This is a genomic window from Colwellia sp. BRX8-7, assembly GCF_014077275.1.
Classification (GTDB): Bacteria; Pseudomonadota; Gammaproteobacteria; order Enterobacterales; family Alteromonadaceae; genus Colwellia_A.
Genome location: NZ_JACGVP010000007.1, coordinates 23,328 through 48,375, shown reverse-complemented (window position 1 = coordinate 48,375; position 25,048 = coordinate 23,328). Strand labels below are relative to the sequence as shown.

The 25,048-nt window shown below is 37.9% G+C and carries 22 protein-coding genes; 17 read left to right on the top strand and 5 right to left on the bottom strand.

Annotated features, from left to right (window positions below; genetic code table 11):
* Positions 1-242: 242 nt before the first annotated feature.
* The 12 genes from H4J57_RS08495 to H4J57_RS08440 all read left to right on the top strand — a co-directional run bounded on the left by H4J57_RS08495 (position 243) and on the right by H4J57_RS08440 (position 13,655).
* Complete coding sequence (locus H4J57_RS08495; protein ID WP_182217577.1) at positions 243-566, top strand: BolA/IbaG family iron-sulfur metabolism protein; 324 nt, start codon at positions 243-245, stop codon at positions 564-566.
* A gap of 587 nt (positions 567-1,153) precedes the next feature.
* Entirely contained in the window at positions 1,154-2,344 is a 1,191-nt protein-coding gene (fabV, locus tag H4J57_RS08490) for an enoyl-ACP reductase FabV (protein WP_182217578.1), read from the top strand.
* A 387-nt stretch (positions 2,345-2,731) separates the two neighbouring features.
* Positions 2,732-4,069, top strand: coding sequence for a Na(+)-translocating NADH-quinone reductase subunit A (locus H4J57_RS08485; RefSeq protein ID WP_182217580.1), 1,338 nt, complete (start codon positions 2,732-2,734; stop codon positions 4,067-4,069).
* 2 nt (positions 4,070-4,071) lie between these two features.
* Positions 4,072-5,283, top strand: coding sequence for an NADH:ubiquinone reductase (Na(+)-transporting) subunit B (locus H4J57_RS08480; RefSeq protein ID WP_182217581.1), 1,212 nt, complete (start codon positions 4,072-4,074; stop codon positions 5,281-5,283).
* Entirely contained in the window at positions 5,276-6,058 is a 783-nt protein-coding gene (locus tag H4J57_RS08475) for a Na(+)-translocating NADH-quinone reductase subunit C (RefSeq protein ID WP_182242511.1), read from the top strand. Before H4J57_RS08480 ends, H4J57_RS08475 begins: the two co-directional genes overlap by 8 nt.
* Entirely contained in the window at positions 6,058-6,681 is a 624-nt protein-coding gene (locus tag H4J57_RS08470; protein ID WP_146800034.1) for an NADH:ubiquinone reductase (Na(+)-transporting) subunit D, read from the top strand. The genes H4J57_RS08475 and H4J57_RS08470 overlap by 1 nt, the downstream gene beginning before the upstream one ends.
* Before the next feature lie 4 nt (positions 6,682-6,685).
* Positions 6,686-7,309 (top strand): NADH:ubiquinone reductase (Na(+)-transporting) subunit E, encoded by a 624-nt coding sequence (gene nqrE, locus H4J57_RS08465; protein ID WP_182175777.1) that lies wholly within the window; start codon positions 6,686-6,688, stop codon positions 7,307-7,309.
* A 72-nt stretch (positions 7,310-7,381) separates the two neighbouring features.
* Positions 7,382-8,605 carry an NADH:ubiquinone reductase (Na(+)-transporting) subunit F gene (gene nqrF / locus H4J57_RS08460; RefSeq protein ID WP_070376018.1) on the top strand — a complete coding sequence of 408 codons (1,224 nt, stop codon included), beginning with the start codon at positions 7,382-7,384 and terminating at the stop codon, positions 8,603-8,605.
* A gap of 231 nt (positions 8,606-8,836) precedes the next feature.
* Positions 8,837-9,871: an FAD:protein FMN transferase gene (locus H4J57_RS08455; RefSeq protein WP_182222704.1), complete on the top strand. Its 1,035-nt coding sequence runs from the start codon at positions 8,837-8,839 to the stop codon at positions 9,869-9,871.
* 62 nt (positions 9,872-9,933) lie between these two features.
* Positions 9,934-10,155, top strand: a complete 222-nt coding sequence (gene nqrM, locus H4J57_RS08450) for a (Na+)-NQR maturation NqrM (RefSeq protein WP_070376020.1) — start codon at positions 9,934-9,936, stop codon at positions 10,153-10,155.
* A 396-nt stretch (positions 10,156-10,551) separates the two neighbouring features.
* Positions 10,552-10,710: a hypothetical protein gene (locus H4J57_RS08445; RefSeq protein ID WP_182242510.1), complete on the top strand. Its 159-nt coding sequence runs from the start codon at positions 10,552-10,554 to the stop codon at positions 10,708-10,710.
* 476 nt (positions 10,711-11,186) lie between these two features.
* A complete protein-coding gene (locus tag H4J57_RS08440; protein WP_182242509.1) occupies positions 11,187-13,655 on the top strand; it encodes a PilZ domain-containing protein in 2,469 nt (822 codons plus the stop codon).
* Between the two features lie 6 nt (positions 13,656-13,661).
* Here H4J57_RS08440 and serB read toward each other — a convergent pair whose 3' ends face one another.
* Positions 13,662-14,720 (bottom strand): phosphoserine phosphatase SerB, encoded by a 1,059-nt coding sequence (gene serB / locus H4J57_RS08435; protein ID WP_310733711.1) that lies wholly within the window; start codon positions 14,718-14,720, stop codon positions 13,662-13,664.
* 105 nt (positions 14,721-14,825) lie between these two features.
* On the opposite strand from serB, the gene H4J57_RS08430 reads away from it, so the two are divergent.
* Positions 14,826-15,458: an AhpA/YtjB family protein gene (locus H4J57_RS08430; RefSeq protein ID WP_182217587.1), complete on the top strand. Its 633-nt coding sequence runs from the start codon at positions 14,826-14,828 to the stop codon at positions 15,456-15,458.
* A gap of 34 nt (positions 15,459-15,492) precedes the next feature.
* Here the strand turns inward: H4J57_RS08430 and H4J57_RS08425 are convergent, their stop codons facing one another.
* The 4 genes from H4J57_RS08425 to prfC all read right to left on the bottom strand — a co-directional run bounded on the left by H4J57_RS08425 (position 15,493) and on the right by prfC (position 21,138).
* Positions 15,493-16,311: a TatD family hydrolase gene (locus H4J57_RS08425; RefSeq protein ID WP_182242508.1), complete on the bottom strand. Its 819-nt coding sequence runs from the start codon at positions 16,309-16,311 to the stop codon at positions 15,493-15,495.
* Between the two features lie 75 nt (positions 16,312-16,386).
* Entirely contained in the window at positions 16,387-17,526 is a 1,140-nt protein-coding gene (locus tag H4J57_RS08420; protein WP_182242507.1) for an HDOD domain-containing protein, read from the bottom strand.
* 109 nt (positions 17,527-17,635) lie between these two features.
* A complete protein-coding gene (gene argS / locus H4J57_RS08415) occupies positions 17,636-19,390 on the bottom strand; it encodes an arginine--tRNA ligase (RefSeq protein ID WP_182242506.1) in 1,755 nt (584 codons plus the stop codon).
* A gap of 164 nt (positions 19,391-19,554) precedes the next feature.
* Positions 19,555-21,138, bottom strand: a complete 1,584-nt coding sequence (prfC, locus tag H4J57_RS08410; RefSeq protein ID WP_070376025.1) for a peptide chain release factor 3 — start codon at positions 21,136-21,138, stop codon at positions 19,555-19,557.
* A 421-nt stretch (positions 21,139-21,559) separates the two neighbouring features.
* Here prfC and napF point away from each other — a divergent pair, with 421 nt between their 5' ends.
* The 4 genes from napF to napA are packed head-to-tail and all read left to right on the top strand — an operon-like array spanning position 21,560 to position 25,036.
* The gene (gene napF / locus H4J57_RS08405) at positions 21,560-22,099 is read left to right on the top strand and encodes a ferredoxin-type protein NapF (RefSeq protein ID WP_182242505.1); all 540 of its coding nucleotides are present in this window, start codon (positions 21,560-21,562) and stop codon (positions 22,097-22,099) included.
* Entirely contained in the window at positions 22,096-22,236 is a 141-nt protein-coding gene (locus H4J57_RS08400; protein WP_070376027.1) for a TIGR02808 family protein, read from the top strand. The genes napF and H4J57_RS08400 overlap by 4 nt, the downstream gene beginning before the upstream one ends.
* Before the next feature lie 2 nt (positions 22,237-22,238).
* Positions 22,239-22,544 carry a chaperone NapD gene (locus H4J57_RS08395; protein WP_182242504.1) on the top strand — a complete coding sequence of 102 codons (306 nt, stop codon included), beginning with the start codon at positions 22,239-22,241 and terminating at the stop codon, positions 22,542-22,544.
* Positions 22,541-25,036, top strand: coding sequence for a nitrate reductase catalytic subunit NapA (napA, locus tag H4J57_RS08390; RefSeq protein WP_182242503.1), 2,496 nt, complete (start codon positions 22,541-22,543; stop codon positions 25,034-25,036). Before H4J57_RS08395 ends, napA begins: the two co-directional genes overlap by 4 nt.
* Positions 25,037-25,048 lie beyond the last annotated feature (12 nt).

Sequence of the window (25,048 nt, the reverse complement as noted above, 5' to 3'; positions counted from 1 at the left end):
TCGATTTTCACCTAGAAGAATGTCAGCTATTGTGACAAAATATAGGGAATTGAGCCAGTGATAGTTGCCTTGGGCGCTTAAAAACTATTTTATAAATAAATGAATTTTTTTTTATCAATAATGGCAACTGTTTACTCACCATTAATGCCAATGAAACGACTATAGCCATCCAGACTGATGGCATATTGTCTGTAACAAACTAAAATTACTCCACTACAGAAAAACACATCAGGGATTTAATAATGACCATTGAAGCTGTAATAGAACAAAAACTTCTTTCCGCATTTTCTCCAATACATCTCGATGTTATTAATGAAAGCCATCAGCATAATGTTGCACCGGGCAGTGAATCTCATTTTAAAGTGATTATTGTTACCGACGACTTTATCGGAGAGCGCTTAATTAAACGTCACCGAGCCATTAATTCGTTACTTTCAACAGAGCTTGCCGAAAAAATACATGCGTTAGCGCTTCATACTTATACCAAAGATGAGTGGGACAAGTATTATGCAGATAATACCCCTTTGTCGCCTAAATGCTTAGGTGGTGGTAAAAAAACAGCGTAACTTTTGCAAATAAATTGGGTAAAACGCTAGCTAACCATGATTCGTAATTTTACCCCTAATTTATTCTACCCTCATAATTGTATTCACTTTTCGTGAAATACCTGTTATTTACTCTTATCATTATCTATGTAAAATGAATAATATTTGGCAACAGCTATGTCACTTAATGGGTTAATTTAGCTAACAAGGTTATTGATGGGTCACCGATAACTCGAAACAATCATTTCAGGATTATTATGACTGATGGTGTGATTTACTTTGCTCATTGTGGTGTTGCGATTTAACTTTAATGTTGCTGGGATGCGGTACAAGATTTTGCATTGTACTTCCATGCTAGGGTCATTATGTTAGGCGCTGTTTATACGTTAAAAGCTGATGGCCGTGTTTAGGCAGATGTTTTTTATTAAAATAGCTAGCGGCTTTAATCCTTTATTTTGAGGTAAATGTTTACTGGTCATACCTCGTATTCTTTTTAGTAGCGTAAACTATGCGACAATTTTTAAATTTATGTCGCAATAAATATTGAATAATTACTAAATTGCCGAGTCGTTTGGCGATAAAAATAGTATTAATTAAAAGGTCTTCTTATGGTTATTAAACCTAAAATTCGTGGTTTTATTTGTACAAATGCACACCCAGCGGGCTGTGAAGCTCATGTCAATGAGCAGATTTCTTATGTAAAATCTCATCAACAGGCTAATGCCAAGCCAAAAAATGTTTTGGTTATTGGTTCATCTACTGGTTATGGCTTATCGTCACGTATAACCGCCGCATTTGGTAATAATGCTAAAACATTAGGTATTTTCTTTGAGAAACCGCCCACTGAAAAGAAAACAGCCAGTGCAGGTTGGTACAATACTTCGGCGTTTCAAAAGGCTGCTGAACAAGAGGGGCTTTGGTCTAAAAATATTAATGGTGATGCGTTTTCACATGAAATTAAAGCAAAGGCTATTGAAACCATTAAAGCTGAATTAGGTGAAATTGATCTAATCGTTTACTCACTTGCTTCGCCTCGTCGAACTGATCCAGATACCGGTGAAGTTTATTCATCGACGCTTAAACCTATTGGTCAAAGTGTAACCACTAAAAACCTAAACACCTCAAAGCGTGTTATTGATGAAATTTCTGTTGAAGCAGCAAATGAAGCTGAGATACAAGGTACCATTGATGTAATGGGAGGCGCTGACTGGGAACTATGGATTAAGGCATTGAATGAGGCTGGCGTTCTTTCAGAAGGATTTAAATCAGTAGCTTATACCTATATTGGTAAAGAATTAACTTGGCCAATATACGGAAAAGCGACCATAGGTAAAGCGAAAGAAGATTTAGACCGTGCTGCATCGGCAATTAACAAAGCTACTGCTAACCTTAAGGGCGAAGCCCATGTTACCTCATTAAATGCGGTCGTTACGCAGGCGAGTTCAGCAATACCTATCATGCCACTTTATATTTCAGCAATGTTTAAGGTGATGAAGGCAGATGGCACTTATGAAGGGTGTATCGAACAAATTCAGAACCTATTTGTTGATAACATCTACAGTGAAACACCTCGCTTAGATGATAAAAATCGTTACCGTCAAAATCATAAAGAGCTTGAAGATAGCGTTCAAAAACGCGTGACAGACATTTGGAATACCGTTGATTCTGATAATATTGATGAGTTAACTGACTATGTTGGCTATCATCAAGAGTTTTTAAAGTTATTTGGCTTTAGTGTTGCAGGTGTTGATTACGAAGCTGATGTCGATACAATGGCAGAAATTAAGCATCTTTTATAACGATTAACTTTCATTATTTACGATTAGCATCAATAATAAAAAGCCGACATAAAATGTCGGTTTTTTTAGGTCTGACAAAATTTTTGGCTGATAAATGAGCGAAATCAATAATATTCAACTAATTTGTAATTTAAGTAACTGAGATCGTAGATAGCCTTAGAGTTTTTGTGTTAAAATCGCGCTAGAAATTTTAACTTAGAGCCAGTGGGTCTTTTTTATTCTAAAGCAACTTCCTTTGTTGCCAAGAAAGAAGTACTTACTGAAATACACTGAAATCGATAATTTGCTTTACCTAAATAATATTGATTACAAGTCATCGTAAAATAGTTTGTTTAGGTAAGTAGATGATTGGTTTTGATACTCCCATCAAAAGTAGTGCATGTGTTTATGATTACAATAAAAAAAGGTCTGGATGTTCCTGTCGTTGGTTCTCCCCAGCAGGTAATCCATGATGGCAACGCCATCAAAACCGTTGCAGCATTAGGTGAAGAGTTTGTGGGTATGCGACCAACCATGTTTGTTAAAGTGGATGATCGTGTTAAAAAAGGTCAGATTCTTTTTGAAGATAAAAAGAACCCTGGCGTTAAATTCACAGCTCATGCTGCCGGTGTTGTTAAAGAAATCAACCGTGGTGAAAAACGTGTTTTGCAATCAGTCGTTATTAAAATTGACGGCGATGAGCAAATTACATTTCCTTCATACACAGCGAATGAACTTAACTCAATAAAACGTCAAGATGTTGTTGATAACCTTGTTAATTCAGGTTTGTGGACAGCATTGCGTACACGTCCATTTAGTAAAGTTCCTGCCGTTGATTCAACGCCAACCGCCATTTTTGTTAGTGCAATGGATACTAATCCGCTAGCCGCTAACCCTGAAGTGATTATTAATGAACAAAGTGAAGCCTTTAAAAATGGCTTAACAATACTTACTCGTCTAACGAGTGGTGAAGTGTTTGTTAGTAAAGCGCCGGGTGCTAATATTCCCGTCGAAGCTAATGTGCAAGTTAACGAATTTGCAGGAAAACATCCTGCTGGATTAGTTGGCACACACATGCACTTTTTAAAGCCGGTTAGTGCAGAGAAGTCTTCGTGGAACTTAGGCTATCAAGACGTGATTGCTTTTGGACAGTTATTTACTACTGGTGAGTTAAATAACACCCGTATTATTTCACTTGCTGGTCCTGCTGCTAAAAACCCTCGTTTAGTGCGTACTATTTTAGGTGCAAATACTGACGAATTAATCGCTGGTGAATTTGCCGACGGTGAATTACGTATTATATCGGGCTCTTTACTTTCAGGAGCAAAAGCAAAAGGTGTTCACGCTTATTTAGGTCGCTACCATGTGCAAATTTCGTTGATTTTAGAAGGTCGCGAAAAAGAGTTTATTGGTTACATGTATCCTGGACCTAATAAATTCTCGGTAACACGTGCATATATGTCTCATTTCTTCCCAAAGAAATTATTCAATATGACCACTACAACTAACGGTAGTCCTCGTGCCATGGTGCCAATTGGTAACTTTGAACGTGTGATGCCATTAGATATTCTCCCAACAATGTTATTGCGTGATTTATGTGCCGGTGATACCGACAGCGCGCAGCAACTTGGTGCTTTAGAGCTTGATGAAGAAGATTTAGCCTTATGTACATTTGTTTGCCCTGGCAAAACAGATTACGGCGTTATTCTTCGTGAATGCCTAACCACAATAGAGAAGGAAGGTTAGACATGGGCTTGAAAAAGTTTATTGAAGATATTGAACCGCAATTTGAAAAAGGCGGTAAGCTAGAAACGTGGTACGCTTTGTATGAAGCTGTAGCCACCGGTTTATTTACTCCTGGTCAAGTGAACAAAGGTGCTACTCACGTTCGTGACAGCATTGACTTAAAACGCATCATGATAACGGTATGGTTAGCTGTTTTTCCTGCTATGTTTTTTGGTATGTACAACATTGGTTTTCAAGCAGCTGATGCTTTAGCTGCTGGTTATGCTTTACCTGATACTTGGCAAGTAGGCTTGTTCGAATTCCTTGGAGGTAGCTTATCTGCTGACTCGAGTGTCTTCGGTATGATGCTTTATGGAGCAATGTTCTTCTTACCTATTTATGCGACTACCTTTATTGTTGGTGGCTTTTGGGAAGTTCTCTTTGCTTCAGTACGCAAGCATGAAGTTAACGAAGGTTTCTTTGTTAGTTCAATCTTGTTTGCCTTGATCTTACCTGCAACAATTCCATTATGGCAAGTTGCTATTGGTATTACTTTCGGTATTGTTATTGCTAAAGAAATCTTTGGTGGTACAGGTAAAAACTTCTTGAACCCTGCGCTAGCGGGTCGTGCATTTCTGTTTTTTGCTTATCCAGGTGAATTATCAGGTGATGCTGTTTGGGTTGCTATTGATGGTTACTCAGGTGCGACACCATTAAGTGCAGCAGCAGCAGCCATTCCAGGATCGGTTGATTTTGCAATCAATACTAACTGGTGGAATGCATTCTTGGGCTTTATCCCAGGTTCTATGGGTGAAGTATCAACAGCTGCTATTTTCCTAGGTGGTGCATACATTCTGTATAAAGGTATTGCTTCGTGGCGTATTGTTTTAAGTGTTTTCGCCGGAATGGTGTTCACTTCATTACTGTTTAACAGTATTGGTAGCGATACTAACGCAATGTTTGCTATGCCATGGTACTGGCATTTAGTCACAGGTGGTTTTGCTTTTGGTATGATGTTTATGGCTACTGACCCTGTCACTATGTCTTTTACTAATACGGGTAAATACTGGTTTGGTGCATTAGTTGGTGTAATGGTTGTACTCATACGTGTAGTTAACCCGGCATACCCTGAAGGAATTATGTTAGCTATTTTATTCGCTAATTTATTCGCCCCTCTTTTCGACTATTTTGTTGTTCAAGGGAATATCAAACGGAGGCTCGCTCGTAATGTCTAGTAATAAAGAAACTCCAATTAAAACAATCGGCTTTGTGTTTTTAGTTTGTCTGGTTTGTGCTGCGTTAGTCTCTGTTGCTGCGATTAGCTTAAAACCGTTACAACAAGCTAATAAACTACTTGATAAGCAAACTAAAATTCTTGAAGCTTCCGGCTTATTAGAAAAAGCAGGTACTGATATTGTTGGTACTTACAACAAGTATGTTGTTGCTAAAATGATTGACCTAGATTCAGGGGAAATTATTGAAGGTAACACCGATATATTTGACGAACGTGCAGACGCTCGTAATGCTGCTAAAAGCTCAAAGCTTACTAACGATACCGCAGGTATTAATCGCCGTGCTAACCGCGCTGTTGTTTACTTAGTTAATAACGAGCAAGGTCAGCTAAATACTTTAGTTTTACCTATTGTTGGTTCAGGGCTGTGGGACTTAATGTACGGTTATATTGGTTTAGCGCCAGATTTAAATACCGTTCGTAGTCTTATTTATTCTGACTTAAAGGAAACTCCGGGTTTAGGCGCTGAAGTACTTAACCCTAAGTGGAAAGCTTTATGGCCAGGTAAGAAAATTTACAATGATAGCGATGAAGTGGCTATTAAAGTGATTAAAGGTGGTGCTAAAGCCGGTGATGTTCACGGCGTTGACGCATTGTCAGGCGCTACATTAACCAGTAATGGCGTGCAAAACACCTTACATTTTTGGTTAGGTGAGCAAGGTTATGGACCTTTTATTACTAAATACCGCAGTGTTGCTAGCGAAGGAGAGATGAACTAATGTCTTCAGATACTAAAAAAGTACTATTTGGACCTATTGTAGATAACAACCCTATCGCTTTACAGGTACTAGGTGTTTGTTCTGCTCTAGCGGTAACCAGTTCAATGGCAAACGCTTTGGTTATGACCATAGCGGTAATGCTAGTTACTGGCTTTTCTAACTTTTTTATCTCACTTGTGCGTAATCATATTCCATCAAGTGTGCGTATTATTGTGCAAATGGCGATTATAGCGTCATTAGTAATTGTGGTTGACCAAGTATTAAAAGCCTTCTCTTATCAGTTGTCGAAAGAGTTGTCAGTTTTCATTGGTTTGATCATTACTAACTGTATTGTAATGGGCCGTGCAGAGGCCTTTGCTATGAAAGAAAAGCCGGGTGTTAGCTTTTTAGATGGTATTGGTAACGGTTTAGGTTACGGCGCAGTTTTGATGATTGTTGCTTTTTTCCGTGAATTATTTGGTTTTGGTGAGATCTTTGGTATTGAAGTGTTTAAATTAGTTCAAAACGATGGTTGGTACCAAGGTAATGGCTTATTAGTCTTACCATTTAGTTCATTCTTCATTATTGGTTTAATCATCTGGGCTGTACGCCAGTGGAAACCAGAACAAGTAGAGAAGGATTAGCCCCATGGAACATTATTTAAGTATTTTTATTAAAACCATATTTATTGAGAATATGGCGTTAAGCTTCTTCTTGGGTATGTGTACTTTCTTAGCTGTGTCTAAGAAAGTAAGTACAGCCATTGGTCTGGGTGTTGCGGTTGTGGTGGTATTAGGTTTAGCTGTTCCAGCTAACCAAATTATTTATCAAGCTATTTTAGCGCCAGGTGCTTTAGACAGCATGATGGGAATTACTGAACAGAAAGATTCAATTGATTTAAGCTTTTTATCATTTATTACCTTTATCGGTGTTATTGCTGCTTTAGTACAAATTTTGGAAATGATTTTAGATAAATATTTTCCTGCTTTGTATCAAGCCTTAGGTATATTTTTACCTTTAATCACTGTTAACTGTGCAATTTTTGGTGCGGTTTCTTTCATGGTAGCGAAAAACTTAACTTTGGGTGAAAGTGTTGTTTACGGCATTGGCTCTGGTGTTGGTTGGATGTTAGCTATTGTACTATTGGCTGCCATACGTGAAAAGATGAAATATTCTGACGTACCAGACGGTTTGAAAGGTTTAGGTATCACGTTTATCTCCGCTGGATTGATGGCTTTTGGCTTTCTTTCTTTTGGTGGTATTTCACTTTAAAAAATATCGGTCTAAGTCACTTATTACCAAAATAATTTGAACTTAGGCCCTAGATAATTTAAGGAAAAGTCGATGGAAATCATTCTCGGCATATCGATGTTTACCGCGATAGTGCTAGCATTAGTTTTAGTTATTTTGTTTGCTAAATCTAAGTTAGTCTCTTCAGGTGACGTAACAATTAGTATAAATGGTGACCCAAATAAATCAGTAGTAACCGCTGCTGGTGGCAAGCTTCTTGGCGCTTTAGCAGATCAAGGGATTTTTATTCCTTCTGCTTGTGGTGGTGGTGGTACTTGTGGTCAATGTCGTGTTGACGTACATTCAGGTGGTGGCGATATTTTACCAACTGAAACGGGTCATATCACTAAGCGTGAAGCTAAAACAGGTTGTCGTTTAGCCTGTCAGGTTGCTGTTAAGCAAGACATGGTTATTGAAGTAGAAGATGAAATCTTCGGTGTTCAACAATGGGAATGTGAAGTTATCTCTAATGATAACCAAGCAACTTTCATTAAAGAACTTAAACTTCAAATACCCAATGGGGAATCTGTTCCGTTTAAAGCCGGTGGTTATATACAGATAGAAGCTCCAGCTCATCATGTGAAATATAGTGATTTTGATATTGATGATCAGTACAAAGGCGATTGGAACCATTTTGGCTTTTTTGATGTTGAATCAAAAGTTAATGAACCAACGTTACGTGCTTACTCAATGGCTAATTATCCAGAGGAAGAAGGCATTATTATGCTTAACGTGCGTATTGCTACGCCTCCTCCAGGACGTTTACATTTACCAGCAGGTAAAATGTCATCATATATATTTAGCCTTAAGCCTGGCGATAAAGTCACTATTTCTGGTCCGTTTGGTGAGTTTTTTGCTAAAGAAACAGATAATGAAATGGTGTTTATCGGTGGTGGTGCTGGTATGGCGCCAATGCGTTCGCACATCTTTGATCAACTTAAACGTTTACAATCTAAACGTAAAATGTCGTTCTGGTATGGTGCTCGCTCTAAACGTGAAATGTTCTATGAAGATGATTACAATGGTTTAGCCGCTGATAATGATAACTTCAAATGGCATGTTGCGTTATCAGACCCACAAGCTGAAGATAACTGGGAAGGCATGACAGGTTTTATTCATAATGTACTTTATGAAAACTACTTAAAAGATCATGAAGCACCAGAAGATTGTGAGTACTACATGTGTGGTCCTCCAATGATGAATGCTGCTGTTATTCATATGCTTAAAGATTTAGGCGTAGAAGACGAGAACATCATGCTAGATGACTTCGGCGGCTAATCGTTTATTTTAACTTGCCTATTGGCTTTATTTCGTCGTCGGCTGTGCTCATTGACTAACGTCAACTCCGCGCAGCCTTCTCGAACTAAAGGCAATATACAGGGTTTAAATTAAACATTTACTCAATGAATGAAAGCTTCAAATAAAAGACGACTTTGGTCGTCTTTTATTATTTATATAAGACGTTTTCCCTAGACGTTTTACCTAAATAATAAATTTATAGGTATCAAAATGATTAAAGTAAAAGTATTGATGATCAGTTTTATGCTGGTGTTTTTTGCCGGTTGCTTTCCAAGTAGTGATTTAAGTAAGCAAGAAGTCTTGTTGCAAGGTCGTACTATGGGGACTACGTATAATATTAAAGTGGTCATCGAGAATAATGCGATTGATACTAAACAAGTCCATACAGGCATTGATGCACTATTGGTGCAATTAAATCAAGAAATGTCGACCTATATCGTTGACTCTGAATTATCACGATTTAACACATCGACATCACTTACGCCTGTTGCAATATCTGTTGGGTTACAACGCGTTATTAAAGAAGCGATTCGCTTGGGGCAATTAAGTGAAGGCAATCTTGATATTACTGTCGGGCCTTTAGTCAACCTTTGGGGATTTGGCCCAGAATATCGTCCAAATACTATACCAACGGCGGAGGATTTACTGTTAGCGCGCCAACAAATAGGTTTGTCAAAGCTGGTGTTAGACGGGAATAAACTTTCTAAAAAAACGCCTAGCCTTTATGTTGATTTATCAACCATTGCCAAAGGTTATGGGGTCGATTTAGTCGCAGAATATTTAGAAGAAAAAGGCATTAATAATTACCTAATAGAAATTGGTGGAGAAATGCGTTTAAAAGGTTTTAAACACACCGGTGAACTTTGGCATGTCGCGATAGAGAAGCCTATTCAGGATGCAAGTGGTGAGCATCGCTCTGTTTATCAAGTGATCATTCCAAAAGACAATGCAGTGGCAACATCAGGCGATTACCGTAATTATCACCAAGCCAAAGATGGTCAACGTTTTTCACATATTATTGATCCAGCGACGGGCAAACCCATCAATCATAAGTTAGTCTCAGTAACGGTCATTCATCCGTCTTCTATGACCGCAGACGGTCTGTCTACCGCGATGATGGTTATGGGTGAAGTAAAAGCCATCGACTTTGCCGAGAAAAATGGTATAGCTGCTTACATTATTGCTAAGACAGAGCATGGCTTTGTTGAGCAAAGCACGGTAAAATTCATGCAGTATTTAAAGTAACTGGTTAAAGCGAGTTACTGTTTATTCATCTTAATAGATAAAGAAAATAAGTAGGTTAGTTTATGATGATATTTATGATCACTTTAGGTTTTTTCCTTGTAGTTGTTGTTGCTATGTCGGTTGGCTATATCTTTCAACAAAAGTCATTAGCAGGCAGTTGCGGCGGATTAGCGACAGTGGGTATTGATAAGTCGTGTAATTGCGATAACCCTTGTGAGAAACGCCAAGAGCGCGAACGTATTGCTGCGGCTAAAGAGCAAATGATTGATATTAAAATTATCTAGCTGAGTAACACTTTTATTTTAGCTTGAGAAACATAATCAGTATCTGCTAACTGTGGATACTGTTTAACACTAATGATTTTAATAAAATTGGTTATTAATTTACAACACCAATAACTTGCTAAGCCACACTTAACTTATTCATAATAAGAATTACCATCCCCTCCAATGCTACATTTCGCCTACGATTAAAAATTATATGATTAACAAGCTCGATAGCATACTTGCAGGTATGCGCAGTTAATAAACGACTACAAGTATCGACAAAGCTTACCTGAATATTCATCTTCTAAGTCATTGTTACCCGGGGTGATGAGCGCTTTTGCAGTACTCAACTATAAACTTAGATGAGCATTACTATATAGGTTAAATCACTGCGTAATTTAGGTGATAGCTAGCATGTGTAAACGTCTTAAAGAAGTGCTTAGTTATTACTTAGTCGCGATTATGATGGGTGTAACACTAAGTGCAAGATTGTTGAAAAGTGGTAAATCATTGAAGTCCGCAGATGTGTCTATGCGCGTTATTGTTATTATAAATTTACAGCGAACTGTTTAATACCATCGCTTAATCATCATAGGATAGAATTAGGCGACTTAGATAAAAATCGTCTTCTCTTACTAGGCGCGATAGTGTCAAATGTTTGTACTTTTTAATTCTTGCCGATTTTTTGTGATAAATACGGAAAATTGTTATTGTGTTCGGCTTACCTAGCCAAATTAAATTCACCTCTATTCTTGTATCCTAAATCGTTGATTTACTGTTCAAGCCCGCGTATACACTGGATCCTACTAACTATACTTATAGATGTTAGTTTATTTTTTCATAACCACTTCCCTTACTGGGCATAATTTTTGCTTTATTATTTTTATATAAGCTATTATCTAGATAACACATTATTTTTAATGATATTTCTTACTGATGTTATTTCATTACAAATTAATTTATAGTAGATTTACTACATAGAAAGTAAATGATTATTTCTTTCAATTCATTGCATATCACAAGTGTTACTAAAAGAAATTAAAGCAGATATGACTACAGATTTTTTAAAGTACCAAAAGATAATTGAACAGTTTCGTGGGAAGGTTTTAAAGAACGATTTTGAAACAAATTTTTCTGCGATGACTCAACATATCCCGAAAACAGAGCGCTTTTTGCTTAAAATGGAGCTCAAGCGTTTAGCTGTTGCATGTACGCGTTTAATCGATTTGCGTGGTCATGTTGATGGTGAATGTCGATCTTTTGAGCATGATGGACGCGTTCACTATCTTGATGATATTGCGATTAAAGTTTATCAAGAAAATATAGGTTTTTATCAGGGATATACTTTTGGTGTTTACGAAGCAGTAATGAACACTGAAAATAACTTTCGGGTTATATATCAAAAAGAAAAAAGTAACATGGGTAAACCGGTACAAGTTGAGACGACTAAAGTCAGTAAGACCTTTGAAAAAACGCAGTACCCAGCAAGTTTGTTTACTTTTGGTCCGTATCATAATCGTAGTGAAGAGCGAATGAATTTTGCTATTACCTTAGACATACTGCTTGAAAACGATAAAAATGAATACGAGTGTACGAGTTCAGATATCAGTGTTGAAGGGTGTAAGTTTCGCTTTAATTTCAAAAATACAATTACGGTTGGACAACATATAAGTATTCGGTTTCGAGGTCTCGAAGACGAATTTCAATTTGGTAAAGAAAAAAGTTTTCAATTTGAAGTTAAAAACATACAAAAAATTGATAAAACTCAGTTAATTGGCTGTCAGAGAGTTTACTCGAAAGATAAACGCGTTGACGGTTTTCAAACTTTTCTTCAGGGCTTCATCCAAGGCAATAAACGTCGTTATAAAGTTAACCTAGACAATACTATTCATGCTATTCAATCACGTAGCTTTGAGCAATATAGTTTACCTAAATTAAATGAATTACCGATTTTTGTAGAAGATAACAAAGGCGATCTTTTACCTAGATACGCGCTCACCTGTCATAATAACCAAGCCACTTTTCAATATTGGCAAGATGAAAATCGCCACTCAACCTTATACTGTCTGATAACACCTGAACGCTTGCTCAGAATGAGAAAAGCCCATGCTTTAGGTAAGTCATTATTAGTCTATAGTTTCGTGCACAAAAGCCAAGGTAAATCATTTTTTTATACGGCAGATGTGGAGCAATTAAATAATGATAGTGATTTTAAGGTACAATTTTTAGGATTTGCTGCGTCAAAGCCGAGCTTTGCTATTACTCAACTATCGATTATGGACGTTGATATTGATAAAGCGCATTCGCCGTTAACGTTATCGAATACGCTAACAAAAAAGAATGAATACTTAAATCTCCCTATCCCTAGTGATGCAATAGAAACCCTTCATAATCTGCAAAGTATCGTGGTCGCTAGTGATGTAACCAACCCAGCATCAACTAAGCAGTATCAACAACTATCATTTGAAAACATTGATACAATTCGGTTAAAAAACTTTGGTCATAAACGACTTACATCACCGCTATTGATGGATGAAGTGGGCATTAATTATAAAAATCAACGACAAGAGTCAAGATTTAAATATGTTACTCCTGTTGAACTTGAAATTGCAGGTGTTCGTTGCTCAGGTAAATCGCATGATTTTTCCATTTTAGGTTTAAAACTAGAACTTGATAAACCCTCGGTATTAAACAAAGGAGACGTTGTCTATTTAACTTTTCCTGGCTTGCAAAAAATTACCTCTGCCTTTGATTTAAAAGGTTTGCCTTATGAAGTTATGCGAGTTAATAAAAAGAAAAACATACTTAACTTACGGGTTTATGTTGAAAAGCATCAACACATGGGAAGAGCATTTTTTAAAGCATTAATTACAAAAAATCGTGACAAGTTAACGCCAGATGAATATGCCTTAATGATACCTGGCCTCGCTAAGGCATTAAGAAATATTTACAGTAGAAGTTTAACTATTCCGACATTAATGGTACAAACCAGTGGCAGTCGCTATAAGTTAGAAGCTATCGTTTGTGGTACTGTTAAAGATAAGTTATTGCCGGTTATGAAACAGTTAAGTGATTCGCCATCACAGTATAACCTATACCCATTACTCAATAATTTACAAGCAACTAGTACCTTAACCTTACCATTGAAGAAAATGCAAACCGATGATACTCCGGTGCTTGAAACATTATATATTGCTGTAAATTTAGATAATGAAATCATTGATCAAGCGGTTACGACCAAAACATCAAGCGAATTAGAGTCGCCGATGTTGCAGCGAATGTTTATATCGCGGGCATTAAATCGTGGTTTATTCTTTTGCGTACAGGTTAGATTATCTCGAACAGATGACCCCGATATGGACCATCTTAATCCAGAATTAAGCTACATAAGTTCCTATGCTATTCACCGTGGTAAACAAATAGAGCAAGATATTTGGAGTGTTGCTGGCGTTATGCAGTTTCTTGATATTACTCAAGAAACTTTAGTTCGTCATGAGCTATTAAGTAACGTTATTTAAAGGGCCCTACGCAAGCCAATGTAAAAGACAATCAAGACCATCGGCATTAATGGCAGTGTCTGCCTTTGCTAAAACTAGTGGCTTAGCATGAAATGCTACGCCCAAATGTGCAGCGGCCATCATGACTAAATCATTGGCACCATCACCCATAGCGACGGTTTGCTCCTTAGCTAAGTGATATTTCTTTTGTAAAGCGACTAAACAATCTGCTTTTGCCTGTGCATCAACAACATCCCCTAAAACTTTACCCGTTAACTTGCCATCAATAATTTCTAAGGTATTAGCGTGGGCGGCATCAAGTGACAGTAAACCTTTTAAGTGATCGGCAAAGTAAGTAAAGCCACCTGAGGCAATCGCAACTTTCCAACCATGGGATTTTAATGTACTAACAAGTATCTCTAAACCAGCCATTAACGGGATATTCTTAGCAACCTCAGCCAAGATGTTTTCTGAGGAACCTTTTAAGGTGGCGACCCGTTGATGCAAGCTTTGTGCGAAATCAAGTTCACCAAGCATAGCAAGTTCAGTAACGGCTGCCACTTGTTCTCCAACACCTGCAAGTATTGCGATTTCATCGATACATTCAATCTCTATGGTCGTGGAGTCCATATCCATAACCAAAATACCTGGTTCTGATAATTTTGGCGCGTTTTCAATCAGTGCGGCTTCGATTTTATTGCTGAGGGTAAAGTTGACTAAGCTTTCTCTTGCAGTTTTTAAGTTTGCACAACTAACGCTAAAGCGATAACTAGTAAGATTATTCCTTAGATTGATAGCATTTACCGCCCAAATTGATAGTTGGCATTGACTGATTAAATTACTGAGCATACTAAGACTAATTTCACTGAAAACTACAAGCTCTAAGGCTGTTTTAGCGTGTATCTTCTCGGCTAAACACGTTTGACCACATTGTTGTTGGGTAAGGCGCTGATCAACGCACCAGTCACTACCTTCGAAAGTGGTAAAGCAAGGTAAACATTTTTCTGATGTTGTTGAAGAAATAAACTCAGCCAAAGTAAGTTGTTGAATATGCTCAAGGGAAAAACGTTTAATAGCAATGGACACAGTACCGCCTTTTATGTGAATGTTAGTTTTAGCGATTATTTTCAATGAATAATGCTATAGTATAAAAATGAACGTAATGATAAATTTTATACATTTGTAGTGCTTATGACACAAATAGAACAGCCTTTATACCCTAAATTATCATCCATTTATAATAAAATTATGCAATTAGCTATAGCGATTGTCTTTATTGTCGTGCTAATGAATCTATGGATATACAGCCAGACACAAAATAAGCAAACTATCGATCAACATTTTTATGATGTTGGTCAGCAGTATTTGCAACAAGCTTCAGCAGGTTTATCTGTATTAATCACCGAAGTTAACACGAAAGAGAGTCGACAATTACTGCAAAACTACGTTGATGAATTGCAACTGGCTGAGGTAATAAAAGAAATTCATCTCTATGATTTATCAGGGCAATTAATTATTAGCAGTCAAAATGCAAAAAGTGTCAAAGCTCTTTTTGGGCTGTCTGAATATAAATTAAATAAGAGTGAATTCGCCGTGCCTTTCGTTAGTGAAATCCGTAAAGAAAGATTAATTGGCTACGTTCGTTTAACCCTAGACAAAAACTATTTAACCACTAAGTTATTAAAAAATAATGATCAACAGTTTACGCTGTTACGTTTAATGATGATAATCGCTGGCGTCGTTGGCTTTCTGCTTACCAGAGGTCTCAACCGGTTTAGTCGTCAGGGGTTTAGATTAGTCGATAAAGATAAAAGGCTGACTTAAGTAGGCATCATTTGATGGAGCTAGTTAATCCGTTTCATCGCTGAGCCAACTGAAAGAGGGTTGAAATATTATCTTCAATTTTTTCGGCTATTTCTTCTTTGCTCTCTTGGCGCAATTCGGCTAATCTTTCAAAAACATCAATAACACGCAGAGGTGAGTTATCTTCGCCTTGAAAACCATTTAGCGGCATCGAAGGTGCATCTGTTTCTAATACTAGGCTACTCAAAGGTAAGCGCTTAATGGCTTTTATTGTTTTCTCCGCTCTAGGGTAGGTGATTGTGCCACCGATGCCTAACTTAAATCCCAAATCTATATATTGGCAAGCCTGCTGGTAGCTTCCTGAAAAAGCATGAATAATACCTCCTCGGGAAACTTTTATTTGTTTTAACAGTGTGATCGTTTCGTTGTGCGTGCGCCGGTGATGAACAATAATCGGCAGTTGATGCTGTTGTGCAAGGTTAAGTTGGAATTCAAAAAATAACATTTGTTGGTTAATATTATCTTGCTGCTTTGCGATAACGCCATCAAGCCCAGTTTCGCCAATTGCAATTATTTGCGTTTTATTCTCTAATATTTTTTGCGCTAAGTCATCGAGATTTTTTTGCGCTAATCCCTCTAAAAACCAAGGATGAATACCTAAGCAGGCAAAAACATTGCAATCACTCAAAGGTTGGTTTTTATTATGATGGGCTAAGGCTAAAACATTTTGCCAGTTATCTGGTCTAACCGCAGGAACAATAATTTGATGAATACTTTCTTTTGCACATTGCTCAAGCAGTAAATTTGCTGAAGCACTACCTTTATGGGTAAAAGCTTTGAAATCTAAATGACAGTGGCTATCGGTAAATTTCATAAATTAATCGGCTTTACTTGAAGTGTAAATAATGGATGTGTGAAATTATAGCTTATCTAAAGTTTAGCTTGGTGATTACTGCCTTAGCTTTGCTGCTCTTTTTTCCAAAGCGCCAAGCACATTTTCTAATTTAAAATGCTCGATAAATTTTGGCTCGGGTTGTTGCTCTCTTAATAATATATCGGCTAGATAAACGGCTTGTGCGATACCAAATGATTTTTTTAAGAGCTTCTCCGGCTGATGATGCATAACTACCGCCTCAATTAAATGATAAGAAAAGCTCCACAGGTGCAGGAGATAGCCACCAACATGGTTATGATCTGTGCCAAATATTTTTTGCTCTAAGGCATTATTGTTGGCATTTTTAAGCCGATATTCAAAATATGTTTTTGTAAGTGTTGGGTCCATCTCAAATAGTACAATTTTACCAATGTCGTGCAATAAACCCGCAAGTAGAGCATCTCGCTTAAGTTCCACTTTCACCATTGAAGCGGCCAAGCGGGCCGTTGATAAACAGTGTAGTTGTTCTTTGATCAATGAAAAGTCAGCAATGTCGGGTTCATAAGAAAAAAGTTCAGCCGTCATAACAATACAGCAGAGTGTTTCTAGTCCCATACGTGTTATTGCTTCGCTAATGTCGTTGATTGGCTTGCCTTGGTTCATAAAGGAACTATTGGAAAACTGCAATACTTTAGCGGCTAATGCTGGGTCTTGAGAAATTATCTCTGATATTTTTCCTGAATCGGTATTACTTTCTTCTAAAATTGCATTGAGTTGTAAATAGACTTTGGGTGGGCTTGGTAATGTTTTAACTTTGGCAACTGCCTTGATAATATGATCTTTGGTGATCGCTTTATTATCATCGCCAAGGGCTGTGATGGTTTGATGAATATTTTCAACGTTAAGCGGCAGTGCGTAAGTGTAATGGCAATTATTAGCGGCTTGACCATTAAGCTGGCTCTGTGCAATGTTATCATTAGTAATTGCTATTCGTATCATAGCAGGGTGTTTAAGTGCTATGGCTTTAAGAAGATCTAAGCCACTTATTTGTCCTAAATCCAATACGCTAATAATAGCGTCAAATTTATATTTCTTTAAGGCTTTCAGGGCATGTTTGCCGTTATCAACATAAGCGGTTTGGCAAGGACCATTATAAAATGCCTGCTTTAATGGCAAGAGTTTTTGGTCTGTATTATCAACGATTAGCACTTTCATTTATTGACACTTCCTACCTTAATACTTGCTCTATGCTGAAACTATTTCAATTTTTTGGCATTGACCCTTGAGTAAACAAGGGCTAATGCCATATGTGCTTTTATGCAGACTACATGCGTTCCATAACGTCAATGCCAAGAATATCTAAGCCTTGTTTTAAGGTTTTCGAGATACTTAAACAAAGTGCTAAGCGAGACTGTTTTACATCTTGGTCAATACCCTCTTTGAGGATAGGGCAAGCTTCGTAGAAACTCATGTATAAACTCGCTAACTCATATAAATAATTACACAAAAGGTTAGGCATAGATTCGCTAATGACCGCATCTAGCACTTCTTCGAGCTGGAGTAATTTTAACGCTAAGGCTTTTTCTTGTGGTTCAATAATGGTGATATCAGCGCTAAAGTTTACTTGTTCAATTTTTGCCTTGCTGAAAATACTTTGAACACGTGAATAAGCATACTGCAAGTAAGGAGCCGTAGCGCCTTCAAAACTCAACATGGTTTTCCAGTTAAAAATATAGTCGCTGGTTCTATTCTTAGATAAATCAGCAAATTTAACCGCGCCAATACCTACTTTTACTGCAATTTCATTTAGTTTATCTTCAGGATAATCTGGATTTTTTTCTTTAATGACCGCTTTTGCACGAACAATGGCTTCATCAAGTAATTCTGCTAATTTTATAGTACCGCCAGTTCTTGTTTTAAATGGCTTACCATCGTCACCCATCATCATACCAAACGGGCAATGATCATAACCAACATGTTCTGGCAGTAACCCTGCTTTACGCGCTACAATTTCTACTTGTTTAAAATGTAAGCTTTGACGGGCATCGGTAAAAATAATGATACGGTCAGCTTTTAGTTCATCGCTACGGTAGCGACAAGCAGATAAATCTGTGGTCGCGTATAAATAGCCACCACCGGTTTTTTGGATGATAAAAACGGGGGCATCACCGTCTTTATTCGCCATTTCATTAATGAAAACCACTTTTGCGCCTTCGCTAACTTCAGCAATACCCTTAGTCATTAATTCATCAACAACCTTGGGTAAATCTTCGTTATACGCACTTTCGCCCATGATATCGTCGCGGGTTAGGGTAACATTAAGTTTTTGATAAATATCTTCACTGTGGGCAATAGATATATCAATGAATAATTTCCATAAGACTAAGCAATCTTTGTCGCCACCTTGCAGTTTTACCACATAATCACGAGCACGGTCAGCAAAGCCTTCTTCGTTATCAAAACGTACTTTCGCTTCGCGGTAAAAGTTTTCTAAATCAGAAAGTGCAGTTTCAGCAACTTCGTTGGCATTGAGTTTGTCGCTTAAATGCGCCAATAACATGCCAAATTGTGTGCCCCAGTCACCCATGTGATTCTGGCGGATGACTTTGTCACCACGAAACTCTAATGCACGTACTACTGCATCACCGATAATGGTTGAACGCAAGTGGCCAACATGCATTTCTTTGGCAAGGTTTGGCGCTGAATAATCAACGATAACCGTTTGTTTTTTGTCTTCTTCAGTGGCACCACGCTGGGTTACACCTAATTTTTCATCATCAGTCATTTTAGCGAGTTGAGCGGCTAACCATGATTTGTCTAAATGAATATTAATAAACCCCGGTCCGGCTAATTCTATATGGTCAGCAATACCAGCTAAATCTAAGTGGTTAACAACGGTGGTCGCTAATTCGCGTGGGTTCATTTTCAGTTTTTTAGCTGCACCCATAACACCATTTGCTTGGTAGTCACCAAAATTAGGGCGACTTGACAGGCTTACCGCTGGGTTAGTGCCTTCAGGCAATCCAGCCAAAACCATGGCCGCAGATACTTTTTCACTTAGTAATTGCTTAATATTCATTTTGATCTCTGTTTTCTTTTAATAGAAATTATTTGCTCATTTTTTGCAAGTATATGGCATTTTAGCAAAGCGTTTGTTACTTTTTATTGGTGAGTTTAGTTTACTAAATAAGCCAATAAAAAGTATCGAACAACGCGGGTAAAATACCTACTACGCAGAAAAGTTTAGTGTTCTCGGGTCTTGTGGAACTGAATGTCAGGATGACGCTCTTGTGCCAAATTCAAATTCACCATAGTTGGAGCAATATACGTTAAGTTATTACCGCCATCTAGTGCTAAATTGTCATAAGCTTTTTTGCTAAATTGCTCTAGTGTTCTTTCATTATCACAAGTACACCAGCGCGCAGTTGCTACACTTATCGGTTCGTATATAGCGTCAACTTTATATTCAGTTTTTAAACGTTGTACAACGACTTCAAACTGCAATACACCGACCGCGCCAACTATCATCTCGTTTGAGTTGAAAGGTCTGAATACTTGCACAGCACCTTCTTCTGAAAGTTGTATTAAACCTTTTTGTAATTGTTTAGCTTTTAATGGATCGCGTAAACGAATACGACGAAACATTTCAGGGGCAAAGTTTGGAATACCACTAAATTTCATCATTTCGCCTGAAGTAAAGGTATCACCAATTTGAATACTACCGTGGTTATGTAAACCGATAATATCGCCGGCGTATGCTTCTTCTACATGTGCACGGTCTCCAGCCATAAACGTTACGGCATCGGCAATTTTTACATCTTTGTTAATACGTACTTGACGCATTTTCATGCCTTTTTCGTATTTACCTGAGCAAATACGCATAAAAGCAATACGGTCACGGTGTTTTGGATCCATGTTCGCTTGAATTTTAAAAACAAAGCCAGTGAATTTTTCTTCTTGAGCTGTTACTTCTCTAACATCAGTTAAACGAGGTAAAGGTTTTGGTGCCCATTTAGTTAAACCATTAAGCATATGGTCAACACCAAAATTACCTAAAGCCGTACCAAAGAATACTGGCGTTAGTTCACCTTTTAAAAACTCTTCCAAATTAAATTCATGTGATGCACCCGCAACCAGTTCTAATTCTTCACGTAAATCGTCAGCATAAGTTCCAATGACCTTATCTAACTCTGGGTTATCAAGCCCTTTGATAATTCTTTCTTCTTGGATCATATGGCCAAGTCCTGACTTATATAAAAATATTTCGTCAGTTAAAATGTTATAGACACCTTTAAATTCTTTACCCATACCAATCGGCCAAGTAATAGGGGCACATTTTATTTTCAGCACATCTTCCACTTCATCCATAACTTCCATTGGGTCACGAACATCACGATCCATTTTATTCATAAAAGTAATGATGGGCGTATCACGTAAACGCGTTACTTCCATTAACTTAACTGTTCGTGCCTCAACACCTTTAGCTACGTCGATAACCATCAAACATGAATCAACCGCGGTGAGTGTTCTGTAGGTATCTTCTGAAAAGTCCTCGTGACCAGGTGTGTCCAGTAAATTAACTAAACAACCGTTATAAGGAAATTGCATTACAGAGGTCGTGATAGAAATACCACGCTCTTTCTCCATTTCCATCCAGTCAGACTTTGCATGCTGGCCTGATTTCTTACCTTTTACCGTGCCGGCTCGTTGTAAAGCCTGACCAAAAAGTAATACTTTTTCAGTGATGGTGGTTTTACCCGCATCAGGATGAGAGATAATTGCGAAAGTACGTCTTAGATTGACTTCATTAGCCTGTAGCGTTGTCATGTTTTAAAAGTTCTCTTTGGTGTACATGCTGATGCACATAAAATGCTTTTTTTAAATACTGAAAGGACATATGAACAATCCTAAATTTTGCGCGCATTGTACCATAAATATAAATAGCCGCATTAGGGGACTGTCTTTAAATGATTATTTTTAGCAAGAATCCTAGACATTAACACTTTTTATTTTGTTATTTGATTAAGTGGCAAGTGATCGTGCAGATAATAATTATTTGATTGGTTATTTTTAAGGTTGAGATTCAATAATAAATTCAATACACCCTGGCTTTTTCTGAATTTAATAAAGAGATTAATAGTCATATTATTTGAAAGTCTTGATCAAAATCAATATCTCACTTTCGAGTATAAGATAAATTACGCTTGGGTAGAAAGTCTGAAATATGATGTAAAAATAACGAGATAGCATGGTTGATTTAGCTAGAAGAAACTTTTTTAAAGCAAAAAAATTAACAACCGCTCCGGCAATCAGATTGCCTTGGGTGCTCAATGAAGCCACTTTTATTGATGGCTGCACACAATGTGGTGACTGTTTAACGTCTTGTCCTGAAAATATCATTCAAAAAGGTGATGGCGGTTTCCCTGAAGTTAACTTTTTAAAAGGAGAGTGTACTTTTTGTCAAGCGTGCGTTGAAAATTGTCAGCAGCCACTTTTTGCCGAGCGTGCACTTGCTCCAGAAATTAATGCTTGGGATTTAGATATCTCCATAAAGGGCGATTGCTTAGCGGTTAACGATGTGTTTTGCCAAAGTTGTCAAGATAGCTGTGAGACAGAAGCTATATCTTTTAAATATATAAATTCATCAGTACCACAACCCCAGATAAAACTTAGTGACTGCACAAATTGTGGGGCCTGTGTTTCTATTTGCCCGCAATCATCTATTGAATTAACACCAAAAAATTCTGTGGGTGAGCAACCCACACATACTAATAGGAGAGTTATATGAGCGCTCTTGAACAAATGATTTGGAATATCTTAGGATATTCATCGATGCCTGTTATTTTTTTAGCTGGTTTTGCCGGTACCGCTTTAGTCGCTATCGCACTTTTAAAAATGTTAGGTATTAAGCCTGCTGGGGAATAATCGTGATCAATCTACTAGAAGAAAAACCTATTAATATTGCTGGTGTGCTTTTTGTTGCTCAGCCAAATAATACCGCCAAAGTGGCCGAAGAACTGGGCGGATTTCCTGGCGCTGAAGTGCATGAGATTGCTGATAACGGCTCTATGGTGGTTACCATAGAAGAAAATGATTTAAACAGAGGTGAAAAAGGCAAAGGCCTTATTAACACCATTACAGATATGAGTAATTTACCGGGTGTGATCTCTTCATCATTGATTTTTCATCATAATGATTATGGGCTACCACAACATCAGGGGATAAAGGTATGACATTAACAAGACGTGATTTTATAAAAGCGAACGCCATTGCAGCAACAGCTGTCGCCGCAGGTATCGCCGTGCCATCTTCAGCTTCAAACTTGCTGACTAAATCGTCAGATACCACCATTAAATGGGATAAAGCCCCTTGTCGTTTTTGTGGCACAGGTTGTAGTGTGCTTGTTGGAACACAAGAAGGAAAAGTGGTGGCGACTCAAGGTGACCCTCAAGCAGAAGTTAACAAAGGTCTTAACTGTATTAAAGGTTACTTTTTATCCAAAATTATGTACGGGAAAGACCGATTAACTCAACCGTTATTACGGATGAAAGATGGTGTTTATGCCAAAGAAGGTGAGTTTACACCGGTAAGCTGGGATACTGCCTTTGATGTTATGGCTGAAAAATTTAAAGCCGCTTTAAAGAAAAAAGGCCCGACCTCTGTTGGTATGTTTGGTTCGGGTCAGTGGACTGTTTGGGAAGGTTATGCTGCTTCAAAACTAATGAAAGCGGGCTTTTTAACCAACAACCTTGATCCTAATGCTCGTCATTGTATGGCGTCAGCTGTGGGTGGTTTTATGCGTACCTTTGGTATCGACGAACCTATGGGTTGTTATGATGATTTAGAGCACGCCGATGCCTTTGTCCTTTGGGGTTCTAATATGGCGGAAATGCATCCTATTTTATGGTCGCGTTTAGCTGACCGTCGTTTAAGTCATCCTCATGTAAAAGTAAACGTATTATCAACGTATAAGCATCGAAGTTTTGAACTTGCTGATAACGGTATGATTTTTACACCACAAACAGATTTAGCGATATTAAACTTTATTGCTAATTATATTATTCAAAATAACGCCGTTAACGAAGATTTCATGAAAAAGCATGTCAATATTCGTGAAGGTGTTACTGATATTGGTTATGGTTTACGTCCTACTCATCCATTACAAAAAGCGGCTAAAAATCCTGACAGTGGCGCATCTAAACCGATGAGCTTCGATGACTTTTCTAAATTTGTTAGCACTTATAGTATTGAATATACATCAAAACTTTCGGGTGTTTCTGAAGATAAATTATTAACGCTGGCTAAACTTTATGCGGATCCTAAAGTTAAAGTGACTTCGTTTTGGACGATGGGTTTCAATCAACATACTCGTGGTGTTTGGGCAAATAACCTCATGTACAACGTGCATTTATTAACGGGTAAAATATCTGAACCGGGTAACAGCCCGTTTTCATTAACCGGACAGCCGTCAGCCTGTGGAACCGCGCGTGAAGTAGGAACTTTCTCACATAGATTACCTGCCGATCTCGTTGTTAAAAATCCTAAGCATAGAGCGATAGCTGAAAAAATATGGAAATTACCTGAAGGTACTATCCCACCAAAACCTGGTTATCATGCAGTTCTGCAAAATCGTATGCTTAAAGACGGTGAATTAAATGCGTATTGGGTTATGTGTAATAACAACATGCAAGCCGGACCAAATATTAATGAAGAAGGGATCCCTGGCTATCGTAATCCAGAAAATTTCATCGTCGTTTCAGACCCTTACCCAACGGTAACGGCACAGGCGGCTGATTTGATTTTACCTACTGCTATGTGGGTAGAAAAAGAGGGAGCGTACGGCAATGCAGAGCGCCGTACACAGTTTTGGCATCAACAAGTGAATGCGCCAGGTGAAGCGCGTTCAGATTTATGGCAAATAGTTGAATTTTCTAAACGTTTTAAAATTGAAGAAGTATGGCCTGAAGAATTACTTGCCAAGAATCCTGAATACCGTGGCAAAACTATGTTTGACGTGCTTTATGCAAACGGTAACGTAGATAAATTCCCAATGAGTGAATCCAAAGGTGATACTAACTTTGAAGGTGATTATTTTGGTTTCTATATTCAAAAAGGTTTATTTGAAGAATATGCGACCTTTGGCCGAGGACATGGTCATGATTTAGCCCCCTTTGATCGCTATCACGAAGAGCGTGGCCTTAGATGGCCGGTTGTTAATGGTAAAGAAACTAAGTGGCGTTTTCGTGAGGGGCACGACCCTTATGTAGAGAAAGGCAGTGAAGTGCAGTTTTATGGCCATAAAGATAAAAAAGCCAATATATTTGCCTTACCTTACGAACCAGCAGCAGAGTCACCCGATGAAGAATTCGACTTATGGCTGAGTACCGGTCGTGTTCTTGAACATTGGCATTCAGGCTCTATGACTGCGCGTGTACCTGAACTTCATAAAGCATTTCCTGATGCGGTGTTATTTATTCACCCTGACGATGCTAAAGCAAGAGGTTTACGCCGTGGTGATGAGGTGCTGATTGAATCTCGTCGAGGTGAAGTAAAATCTCGTGTTGAAACTCGTGGCCGTAATAGACCCCCGAAAGGTTTAGTTTTTATGCCTTGGTTTGATGCAAAACAATTGGTTAATAAGTTAACCCTAGATGCTACCGATCCTTTGTCTAAACAAACTGACTTCAAAAAATGTGCGGTAAAAGTGAGAAAAGTCACTGTTTAGCACTAATTAAAT

Coding starts and splice junctions, on each gene's coding strand:
- H4J57_RS08495 (WP_182217577.1), top strand. CDS start 243: ATGACCATTGAAGCTGTAATAGAACAAAAACTTCTTTCCGCATTTTCT.
- fabV (WP_182217578.1), top strand. CDS start 1,154: ATGGTTATTAAACCTAAAATTCGTGGTTTTATTTGTACAAATGCACAC.
- H4J57_RS08485 (WP_182217580.1), top strand. CDS start 2,732: ATGATTACAATAAAAAAAGGTCTGGATGTTCCTGTCGTTGGTTCTCCC.
- H4J57_RS08480 (WP_182217581.1), top strand. CDS start 4,072: ATGGGCTTGAAAAAGTTTATTGAAGATATTGAACCGCAATTTGAAAAA.
- H4J57_RS08475 (WP_182242511.1), top strand. CDS start 5,276: ATGTCTAGTAATAAAGAAACTCCAATTAAAACAATCGGCTTTGTGTTT.
- H4J57_RS08470 (WP_146800034.1), top strand. CDS start 6,058: ATGTCTTCAGATACTAAAAAAGTACTATTTGGACCTATTGTAGATAAC.
- nqrE (WP_182175777.1), top strand. CDS start 6,686: ATGGAACATTATTTAAGTATTTTTATTAAAACCATATTTATTGAGAAT.
- nqrF (WP_070376018.1), top strand. CDS start 7,382: ATGGAAATCATTCTCGGCATATCGATGTTTACCGCGATAGTGCTAGCA.
- H4J57_RS08455 (WP_182222704.1), top strand. CDS start 8,837: ATGATTAAAGTAAAAGTATTGATGATCAGTTTTATGCTGGTGTTTTTT.
- nqrM (WP_070376020.1), top strand. CDS start 9,934: ATGATGATATTTATGATCACTTTAGGTTTTTTCCTTGTAGTTGTTGTT.
- H4J57_RS08445 (WP_182242510.1), top strand. CDS start 10,552: ATGTGTAAACGTCTTAAAGAAGTGCTTAGTTATTACTTAGTCGCGATT.
- H4J57_RS08440 (WP_182242509.1), top strand. CDS start 11,187: ATGACTACAGATTTTTTAAAGTACCAAAAGATAATTGAACAGTTTCGT.
- H4J57_RS08430 (WP_182217587.1), top strand. CDS start 14,826: ATGACACAAATAGAACAGCCTTTATACCCTAAATTATCATCCATTTAT.
- H4J57_RS08425 (WP_182242508.1), bottom strand. CDS start 16,311: ATGAAATTTACCGATAGCCACTGTCATTTAGATTTCAAAGCTTTTACC.
- H4J57_RS08420 (WP_182242507.1), bottom strand. CDS start 17,526: ATGAAAGTGCTAATCGTTGATAATACAGACCAAAAACTCTTGCCATTA.
- argS (WP_182242506.1), bottom strand. CDS start 19,390: ATGAATATTAAGCAATTACTAAGTGAAAAAGTATCTGCGGCCATGGTT.
- prfC (WP_070376025.1), bottom strand. CDS start 21,138: ATGACAACGCTACAGGCTAATGAAGTCAATCTAAGACGTACTTTCGCA.
- napF (WP_182242505.1), top strand. CDS start 21,560: ATGGTTGATTTAGCTAGAAGAAACTTTTTTAAAGCAAAAAAATTAACA.
- H4J57_RS08400 (WP_070376027.1), top strand. CDS start 22,096: ATGAGCGCTCTTGAACAAATGATTTGGAATATCTTAGGATATTCATCG.
- napA (WP_182242503.1), top strand. CDS start 22,541: ATGACATTAACAAGACGTGATTTTATAAAAGCGAACGCCATTGCAGCA.